This window comes from Lishizhenia sp., assembly GCF_033720595.1.
Lineage (GTDB): Bacteria > Bacteroidota > Bacteroidia > Flavobacteriales_D > Crocinitomicaceae > Lishizhenia.
In genome coordinates, this window is sequence record NZ_JAWWCF010000124.1 from 1 (window position 1) to 8,887 (window position 8,887).

The 8,887-nt window shown below is 37.3% G+C and carries 11 protein-coding genes; 6 read left to right on the forward strand and 5 right to left on the reverse strand.

Features of this window, described 5'->3' with window-relative positions:
* A partial coding sequence (locus R3333_RS09570) for a GNAT family N-acetyltransferase (protein WP_318958569.1) occupies positions 1 to 246 on the forward strand: 246 nt, incomplete at its 5' end.
* Between the two features lie 47 nt (positions 247 to 293).
* Here R3333_RS09570 and R3333_RS09575 read toward each other — a convergent pair.
* Complete coding sequence (locus R3333_RS09575) at positions 294 to 1,484, reverse strand: proline dehydrogenase family protein (protein WP_318958570.1); 1,191 nt, start codon at positions 1,482 to 1,484, stop codon at positions 294 to 296.
* A 91-nt stretch (positions 1,485 to 1,575) separates the two neighbouring features.
* Between R3333_RS09575 and R3333_RS09580 the strand changes: the two genes are divergently transcribed.
* The 3 genes from R3333_RS09580 to R3333_RS09590 are packed head-to-tail and all read left to right on the forward strand — an operon-like array spanning position 1,576 to position 4,499.
* Positions 1,576 to 2,640 (forward strand): 3-dehydroquinate synthase family protein, encoded by a 1,065-nt coding sequence (locus R3333_RS09580; RefSeq protein ID WP_318958571.1) that lies wholly within the window; start codon positions 1,576 to 1,578, stop codon positions 2,638 to 2,640.
* Between the two features lies 1 nt (position 2,641).
* Entirely contained in the window at positions 2,642 to 3,652 is a 1,011-nt protein-coding gene (locus R3333_RS09585) for an AMP-binding protein (protein WP_318958572.1), read from the forward strand.
* Complete coding sequence (locus R3333_RS09590; RefSeq protein WP_318958573.1) at positions 3,633 to 4,499, forward strand: DnaJ domain-containing protein; 867 nt, start codon at positions 3,633 to 3,635, stop codon at positions 4,497 to 4,499. The genes R3333_RS09585 and R3333_RS09590 overlap by 20 nt, the downstream gene beginning before the upstream one ends.
* Here the strand turns inward: R3333_RS09590 and smpB are convergent.
* Both smpB and R3333_RS09600 read right to left on the reverse strand, forming a co-directional pair.
* Positions 4,490 to 4,945 (reverse strand): SsrA-binding protein SmpB, encoded by a 456-nt coding sequence (smpB, locus tag R3333_RS09595; protein WP_318958579.1) that lies wholly within the window; start codon positions 4,943 to 4,945, stop codon positions 4,490 to 4,492. The genes R3333_RS09590 and smpB overlap by 10 nt on opposite strands.
* 50 nt (positions 4,946 to 4,995) lie before the next feature.
* Positions 4,996 to 5,559 carry a DUF6962 family protein gene (locus R3333_RS09600; RefSeq protein WP_318958574.1) on the reverse strand — a complete coding sequence of 188 codons (564 nt, stop codon included), beginning with the start codon at positions 5,557 to 5,559 and terminating at the stop codon, positions 4,996 to 4,998.
* 13 nt (positions 5,560 to 5,572) lie between these two features.
* Here R3333_RS09600 and recR point away from each other — a divergent pair, with 13 nt between their 5' ends.
* The gene (gene recR, locus R3333_RS09605) at positions 5,573 to 6,439 is read left to right on the forward strand and encodes a recombination mediator RecR (RefSeq protein ID WP_318958575.1); all 867 of its coding nucleotides are present in this window, start codon (positions 5,573 to 5,575) and stop codon (positions 6,437 to 6,439) included.
* Between the two features lie 47 nt (positions 6,440 to 6,486).
* Positions 6,487 to 6,930: a large-conductance mechanosensitive channel protein MscL gene (mscL, locus tag R3333_RS09610; RefSeq protein WP_318958576.1), complete on the forward strand. Its 444-nt coding sequence runs from the start codon at positions 6,487 to 6,489 to the stop codon at positions 6,928 to 6,930.
* 91 nt (positions 6,931 to 7,021) lie between these two features.
* On the opposite strand, the gene R3333_RS09615 is transcribed toward mscL, so the two are convergent.
* The gene (locus R3333_RS09615; protein WP_318958577.1) at positions 7,022 to 8,092 is read right to left on the reverse strand and encodes a branched-chain amino acid aminotransferase; all 1,071 of its coding nucleotides are present in this window, start codon (positions 8,090 to 8,092) and stop codon (positions 7,022 to 7,024) included.
* A gap of 116 nt (positions 8,093 to 8,208) precedes the next feature.
* Complete coding sequence (locus R3333_RS09620) at positions 8,209 to 8,811, reverse strand: transferase hexapeptide repeat family protein (RefSeq protein WP_318958578.1); 603 nt, start codon at positions 8,809 to 8,811, stop codon at positions 8,209 to 8,211.
* Positions 8,812 to 8,887 lie beyond the last annotated feature (76 nt).

Here is an 8,887-nt window from a genome sequence, read left to right on the forward strand (position 1 = left end):
GGTATATGGCTCGGTACGAAACTTTGGTGCGGAAAATACTTAGAGATGGATAACGTTGTGATTGCTCCTGAACACAGATCTTCAGGTTTGGGAAAACAAATTACGGAATACGCAGAAAAGTTGGCCAAAGAAAGGAACTGCACCATTATGGTACTTGATGCCTATGCCAACAATTTTAAAGCTCATAAATTCTATTACAATCAGGGATTTGGACCCAAAGGATTTCACTTCATAAAGGATCTATAAAAAAAGGGAATGCAACGCATTCCCTTTTTTTATTTACTATCCTCAAATTATCTTCTCGGCGTTGGCTTTGAAGACCTTCTTCTTCTTTTCTTTTCTTTCATTATCAAGCTCAGCTCCCTACCTGTTTGTCCTGCTACAGAAGTATTCTCCTCTGCTCTACGCATCAAATAAGGAATTACTTCTTTAACCGGACCATAAGGAACGTATTTGGCAACATTGTATCCTTCGTAGCTAAGGTTGTATGAAATATGGTCTGACATTCCCAACAACTGAGCAAAGTAGATACGTCTATCATCCTTTTCCAAGTTATACTTTTCTAACAACTCTGCTAAAAAGGCTGAACTTTCTTCGTTATGGGTACCCGCACATAACTTACAGTAATCAATGTGCTGAACTACATGCTCTAACGCTAAATCGTAATCTCTATCTGTTGCCGCTTTATCAGGCTGAATTGGAGAAGGATAACCATGCTCCTCAGCACGTGCTCTTTCTTTCTCCATGTAAGCACCACGTACCAACTTCACACCGTAGTTATACCCTTGTTCTTTTGCTTCTTTAATACTGTCTTTCAAGAATTGCAACCTATCATGTCTGTACATTTGAACAGTATTGAAAACTATAGATTGTTCACGGTTGTATTTGCGCATCATCTCGGCACAAATTCTATCAATAATATCTTGAATCCAAGACTCTTCCGCATCTATAAAAACTGGAACTCCAAACTCATGTGCTTTGGCACAAATTGTATCTATTCTTTCAATTACTAAATCCAATGCCTTTCGATCAGCCTCTGAAATCTCAGCGTTCTCATCGTTTACACGCTTTAACAAATTGAAATTCGCAAGTCCGGTAACTTTAAACACGGCGTAAGGAATTGCTTTTTCACCATTGGCTCTAATAATGGTAGAAATTAATTCATTCACGGTATCCGTAAAATCTTCCTTATCCAACATTCCCTCTACCGAATAATCAAGTATAGTTCCAACGTTGAATTTGTTCAACTCCTCTATGGTGCTATCACATTCTAAAATGGTTTCTCCACCACAAAATTGTCTAAAGATGGTACGTTTTACGATACCCTTCACAGGCAAATTCATTTTCATTGCCATATTCAGTACGCCAGAGCCCATATTTACTAAGCTCGGGTACCCCATGAGTTTGAAAAGGCGATACGCTCGATTCAAATCTCTATTGCTCTTAGAAGCAAATGCTATTTCCGTATTTTCGAATGATACCATGCGGCAAAATTAATCGTGTTTTATTAATGACAAGCAATTTTTCGATGGCAAGCAGAATTTTTTCTACATTTCAGCCAACTAAGGCAAAGGAATGATAAAAAAGATAGAATCGCAAGGCTATTACATAGAGATTGGAAACCATACCGAAAGCTCTCTACAACAACTACTTGACAATGATTTTGCACAAGCAAAAAAAGTGATAATTGTAGACGAGAATACACATGATAATTGTTTGGAAGCCCTTCTTACACAATATACAGCCTTGAAAGAAGCAGAAGTTATTCTTCTCCCTCCTGGTGAAGAGAATAAGGTGATGGAAATTTGTTTCCAAGTTTGGGAAGCTTTGACCGAATATAAAATTGGTAGAAGAGATTTAATCATTAATCTAGGTGGCGGTGTCATAACAGATTTAGGTGGATTTATAGCTTCTGTTTATAAACGCGGAGTACAATTCATCAACATGCCAACAAGCCTTTTAGCCATGGTAGATGCCTCTTCAGGGGGTAAAACAGGAATAGATCTTGGTCCGTATAAAAACCAGCTCGGACTCTTCGCCTATCCCATTTGTACCATTATAGATCCTGGATTTTTACATACGTTACCAGACAATGAAAAAGTTTGGGGTAAAGCCGAAATGTTGAAACACGGGTTAATTGCTGATCGATCGCATTGGGACGCGCTCAAGGAGAAGGATGTACACGACATTAACTTAGATGATATTGCCGTAAGTGTTGCCATTAAAAATGATATTGTTCTAAGCGACCCTAAAGAAGAAAATGAGCGTAAAAAATTGAATTTTGGTCATACCATTGCCCACGCTTTAGAAGCTTACTTCCTCGATAAATCTCCTCTTCCTCATGGCTATGCTGTAGGATTGGGGTTACTCGTTGAGAGTAAAATATCTATGGATTCAGGACTTTTACCCAAAGAAGAATATTTCGAAATTGAACACTTTATTCTACAACAATACGATAAGATAGACAACATCAGCTCTATAGCGCAAACCTTACTGGGTTATATGCAAAACGACAAAAAGAAGGAAGGGGAAGAATACAACTTTACCCTACTTCAGCGTATTGGAGAAGCCAGCATTAATCACAGCATTGAGGAAGCAATAATTTTAGAGGCTATTAAAGTAATTGACGCACAATTTTAAGATGGAGATTAAGGTATTAGAGGGCGGTGAAGTTAGTTTTTCTTTGGTTGAGGAATTTTTAGAAGAATGGAATAATGATAAAGATTACATTGTTCAATTCACTTCTGGATCTACCGGAAAACCGAAGCCTATAAAAGTGTTGAAAAAACACATGATAGCCTCAGCCAAAACCACCAATACTTTTTTCAAGTTAACAAAAGAAAGTAAATATTACCTCTGTATTTCTCCTGCATACATAGGCGGTAAAATGATGATAGTTCGCGCCTTAATTAATGATGCATATTTATGGGTTGGTCCTATCAACAGCAAGGCAATTACTCCTTTGCAAGAAAAAGTTGATTTAGCGGCTATGGTTCCTTTACAAGTGGAAACATGTATGAAAGATGATGCTTTTCAATTGATTAATCATCTAATTATTGGGGGAGCTCCTGTAAATGATAATTTGGCGAAGGAGTTGATCAATTCACAGGTAAATGCTTATTCCACATTTGGCATGACGGAAACGGTGTCTCATATAGCACTCAAATATTTAGGTAAGGAAAATCAGTTTTTCAAGGTCTTGCCTCCATCGGAAATAACTGTAAACGAAAATCATCAGCTGATTATAAACGCTCCTCATTTAGGCGTTGAAAACATGCTAACCAATGATATTATTACCCTTCATGACCACCAAAGTTTTGAATGGCTGGGAAGAGCTGATTTCACGATAAACTCTGGGGGTGTAAAACTGCAACCAGAAATTATTGAAAAAAAATTGGTTACTTTTCTATCCAAGCATGCTTTTATAATATGTGGAGTAAAGAATGACACGTTTGGTGAAGCCGTTAGTTTGTGTATTGAGGGAAAACCTGACAACATAGAACAAATCAAAACAGCAATGCGTTCCACCTTGGAGAAATACGAAATTCCAAAATTCATCTATTACTTACCTGAATTATCGCGTACAGCTAATGGAAAAATAAACCGACTAGAAACGAAAGAAAGAATAGAACTTGAAGGAGTATTACTGTAAAATATTAGGCGTTTCCTCTCACGCATCGGCACAAGAAATAAAAAAGGCTTACCGTAAGAAAGCTCTTATTTATCACCCCGATAAAAACCCTACTGATGCCGCAATGGAAAAGTTCATTGCCATTCAAGAAGCTTATGAATATCTTTCGAATCCACCTAAAATAAGTACGGGAAAACAATACAGTTACAAAGATTTTAATCATCCTGAAAAGGCACAATCTGAAGAAGAAAAGAAACAACGTTTTAAGGAAGCACAAGAAAGGTACGAACAACAAAAAGCCCGAGAAAAGGCAGAAAATGAAGCTTATTTTTCCAAAATCTCTCAAGGTAGATTATGGAATTACTTTCGTTTTATCATGTGTTTTTCCACGCTTCTAGCAGGATTACTTGTGCTCGATCAATATTTACCATCTCGTTGGGTAAAAGACCAAGTTACACATGGAGATCCACGTGTTTACTATGAAGGTTTTAACAGAGAAAGTGTTTCGCCATTGTATACAGCAAGCGGGCAAGGACTCTGGCTTCCAAGGCAATATTTCTATGAAATCGTTGAGGGGAAAAATATTTATTTAGAAGAAAGCTTTATTCTAAGAGAAGTAAAACACCTGGCATTCTTCAACAGACAAGGAGAATGGGTTACTTCCTTCACAGATTATTCTGTACAAAGTATCTATTGGGTAATTGTCATCTTACTCCTCATTCCTCTTATCACCTATTTAGCAAAAAGTAGAACCCTGTTGTACAGTTTTCTGTTTCAATTTAGCGTATACTTCTACACCCTATTTATACTCGTAGTATTATGCAGTAACCAGAGGTGGTTACACCTTCTCACATTGGGTTACTTGTAATTCTTCATCACCCTATCTAAGGCACGCTTATCGTCCTTATCTTTTAGTGTCTGACGCTTGTCGTGAATATTTTTACCTTGCGCTAGGGCTATTTCTAATTTCGCCAAACCTTTCTCGTTGATAAACATGCGGAGCGGTACAATAGTAAATCCTTTCGTTTCTACTTTTTTCGCTAGTTTATTAATCTCTTGTCTATTCAACAATAATTTACGATCTGCTTTAGGTTTATGCTGATAAAAAGAAGCATTCGAATATTCGTTAATGAACATGTTTCTTATAAACACTTCATTATTTTCAATTACACAGAAGGCTTCCGCAATACTCGCCTTACCCAAACGAATACTTTTAATTTCGGTACCACCCAATTGAATTCCAGCTACAAAAGTGTCTAAGATTGTATACTCAAACTTTGCGCGTTTATTCTTAATGTTTACTGTGTTTTGAATTTTATTCATGAGCTTATTAAAGTCTTTATTTGTTCACCAAAACTGATGAATTATTTAAGAACATTAAAGGTATTATTTTCTTTAAAATAATTGGCCATAAAACGAATACCGAAGTAAAAGAAGGTAATAGTAATCATCATTAAAACATGGCTCAAATCATCTTTATTGAACCAAACGTGAGGGTTCAATTTCAAGAGAAAAATAAAAGCGGAAGGTATTAAGATTACCACTCCAAATACTATGTACTTGAAACCAGCCATTCCTTTTTTCCAAAAGTAAACACCAAAGCCACCACAGAAAATGAGGTAGGCCACAACTGCGTCAACGGTAATAAATAAGAAACTCTTAAAGGCTATAGCCAAGCCCCACAGAAGTACAGCTTTTGCAATCAGTACGCGTGTTAACAACCGTTTTCGTAAAGGATTATACAAGCTTATCATCGCTTTCCCTGCATAGAAGCTTGTTAAAATTCCCAAGGTCCAACACGGGAACTTTCCGTAGATTCCTGTATAGTAGAAAAAAGTATGTCCCAATCCACCAAATACCGTTGATAAACCAAAAAGCATGTAGAACCCTTTCCAGTACTTCTCAAATTCACTTTCAGGTTTTCCCAAATTGTAATAACATATGAAACAGATGGTTGCTATCAACCAGTTTGTGATTAACGCCATAGGTTCTTGCAAACACAAACCGGCGAAGGTGTACGGTAATTTTTCAGGGGAGATACCGCATTCTGATACTAATTCCACTAACATAGCGCAAAAATACGTCAAAGAATCACATAGGCAAGCTATTTTTCACATCTTCAAAGCATCAAATACAATTTTATGTATTTGGATACACAGCATATCTCTACAAAGCATTAATTTTGTTGTAATGAATATTCCTTCTAAACATATAGAAGAAGCTGTGGAACAACTGGCTTCTTTACCAAGTATTGGAAAACGAAGTGCACTGCGCTTAGTTTTACACCTTTTAAAAAGGAGTCCGGAAGAAATAGAGCGTTTTGCCCAAGCTTTTGTAACAATGAAAAGCGAAGTAAAACAATGCACATCTTGTGGAAATATATCAGATAAAGAACTTTGTGCCATTTGTTTAAATCCTAATAGAGACACTTCTCTGATTTGCGTCGTTGAAGATATTCGCGATATCATGGCCATTGAGGCCACCTCAAGCTATAAAGGAATATACCATGTCTTAGGAGGTATTATCTCCCCCATGGACGGAATTGGTCCAAGTGATTTGAACATAGACACCTTAATAGCGAAAGCAGAGAACGAAGAAATTTCAGAAATTATTTTTGCCTTAAGTGCAACAATGGAGGGGGATACCACTAACTTTTATTTGTATAAGAAATTAAAGGATTTCGATTTCAACATCTCCACGCTTTCGAGAGGTGTTGCCGTAGGAAGTGAACTTCAATATGCAGATGAGCTCACATTAGGAAGGTCTATTATGCAGCGATTACCCTTCGAATCTACTTTTCAGAAATAGTTTTACCGTTAGAAACTTTTAGTTTATTTTTAGTAAAAACTATTACTATGCTAAAAGAATTTAAAAAATTTATTGCCAAAGGAAATGTCTTGGAACTCGCAGTAGGTTTAATTATGGCCACCTACTTTGGAGCAATTGTAAAATCTTTGGTGAATGACATCATTATGCCAGCAGTAGGTTATGCCATTGGTGGTGTCGATTTCAATAAGCTTAAAATTATTATTGCAGAAGCTCAACCCGAAGTTTTAAACGATGCCGGAGAGGTCATCACTCCAGCCGTTGCTGAAGTGGCGATAAAGTATGGAGTTTTCATCAATACGATCATCGTATTTATCGTAGTTGCTTTTTGTGTGTTCCTTGTAGTTAAGGCATATAACAACATGAAGGAACGCATGAAAAAGAAGGAAGAAGAAGCACCAGCTGCACCGCCAGCACCTTCTAAAGAAGAAGTCTTATTAGGTGAAATTAGAGACTTGCTGAAAGAGAAATAGAGAATAGAGTAAAAAGAATTATTACTTAGATACAACAAAAAAAGAGCGAACCGTTTGGTTCGCTCTTTTTTAATATCAGTTGACTCCTTGCTTACACGTTGAAAACCCAATTGTTTTCATCTGCAATTTTACCAACTTTAAGATTATCTAAGTATTTATGTACTTTGTTAGAGAATTCTCTTGTTTCCACTGCTGGAAGTTCGAATTTCTCATCTCTAAATCCTATCATTTTAATTGGTGCGATAGTAGCGGCAGTACCTGCTCCAAAAGCTTCTTGTACTCTACCTTCTCTACATGCTGTAATGATTTCTTCAACCGTTACCTTGCGCTCCTCTACTTTCATCCCCCATTGCTGAGCAACCTCTACAACAGATCTTTTTGTTATTCCACGTAAGATTGTATCACTGTCTTCGCTTGGTGTAATTAATACGTCATCAATAACAAACATAATGTTCATTGTTCCAGACTCCTCAATGTACTTGTGCTCTTTAGCATCTGTCCAAACCAACTGGTGGTAACCTTCTTGTTGACCTAACATTGCAGGATATAAAGAAGCCGCGTAGTTTCCAGCTGTTTTTGCTCTACCTACTCCACCTTCGGCAGCTCTCGTGTATTTTTCTTCAATTTTCACATTCAGCGGTTGTGCGTAGTACGCTCCTACTGGACAAGTGAAAATCATAAATTTATACGTGTCAGATGGTTTAATTCCGATGTAATTATCCATTGCAAATAAGAATGGACGAATGTACAAGGAGTACCCCTCTTTCTTTGGTACCCATGCTTCATCGATTTCTACCAATTTGGCAACCAATTCAACAAACATTTCTGGAGAAAGCTCTGGCATGCACATTCTTTCGCACGACTCAGCAAATCTTTTCCCATTCATATCTGGTCTAAAGATAGAAACGCTTCCATCCTCTTTTCTGTATGCTTTCAATCCTTCGAAGATCGATTGTCCGTAGTGAATAACAGAAGTTGCAGGGTGCATTTTTAAATCTTGAAAAGGACGGATAACCGGGTCTTGCCATTTTCCATCCACGTAATCCATTTCTAACATGTGATCAGAGAAAACTTTTCCAAAAGGAAGGTTGTCCCAATCTACCGCGTTTACTTTAGAATCCGCTGTTTTTTCAACCTGAAAATTTATTGTTTTAGTGTTCATACCTTGTAATTTCACAGCGCGAATATACTCATTTTCTGACGATACGTCAAGGTGAAAGTGACCAACGTCATCAAATACGCAGGCTTTTATTCTCCAGAAGTACTATACCCCAGCCTCTATGCGTTTTTCACTTTTTCCCAAGTTTCAAATAGCTTATCTTGAGAGGGCCTATCTGCTTCAATCTCTCTTAAAGGCTCGCAGGGCTTTAAGGTATCCATACATTCCTTTGGAAGTGCTTGGTAAAGGGCTGTACCTTTTGTTTTCCATGCGATCATATCATCACTCACCTCTTTTACTTTTTTAGCAGGATTTCCTACCATCAAAGACCTTCTTTCTACTTTCGTTTTAGCAGGAACAAACGCCAAAGCACCAATGATACATTCTTCTTCAACGATCACATCATCCATCAAAACGGCATTCATTCCAACCAGGCAATTTTCTCCAACAGTTGCTCCGTGAATAATTGCACCATGTCCAATATGCGCTCCTTTTTTCAAGGTCATAGTAGTTCCTGGAAACATATGCAGTGTACAATTTTCTTGCACGTTACACCCGTCCTCTATTACTATTTGTCCCCAGTCACCACGAATAGCAGCACCTGGTCCTACATACACATCCTCTCCAATAATTACATTTCCCGTAACAGTTGCATTAGGATGAATAAAACTCGAAGCTGCGATTACCGGTTTAAAACCATTAAATTCAAATATGTTGGCCATTGTATTTTTTGTTCAAAAGTATAAAAGTTCGTCGTTCCTTTTACTTTTAATCAAAAGCAAGAGAAAATTGGTCTAA

Coding starts and splice junctions, on each gene's coding strand:
- R3333_RS09575 (WP_318958570.1), bottom strand. CDS start 1,484: ATGGTATCATTCGAAAATACGGAAATAGCATTTGCTTCTAAGAGCAAT.
- R3333_RS09580 (WP_318958571.1), top strand. CDS start 1,576: ATGATAAAAAAGATAGAATCGCAAGGCTATTACATAGAGATTGGAAAC.
- R3333_RS09585 (WP_318958572.1), top strand. CDS start 2,642: ATGGAGATTAAGGTATTAGAGGGCGGTGAAGTTAGTTTTTCTTTGGTT.
- recR (WP_318958575.1), top strand. CDS start 5,573: ATGAAACAGATGGTTGCTATCAACCAGTTTGTGATTAACGCCATAGGT.
- mscL (WP_318958576.1), top strand. CDS start 6,487: ATGCTAAAAGAATTTAAAAAATTTATTGCCAAAGGAAATGTCTTGGAA.
- R3333_RS09615 (WP_318958577.1), bottom strand. CDS start 8,092: ATGAACACTAAAACAATAAATTTTCAGGTTGAAAAAACAGCGGATTCT.
- R3333_RS09620 (WP_318958578.1), bottom strand. CDS start 8,811: ATGGCCAACATATTTGAATTTAATGGTTTTAAACCGGTAATCGCAGCT.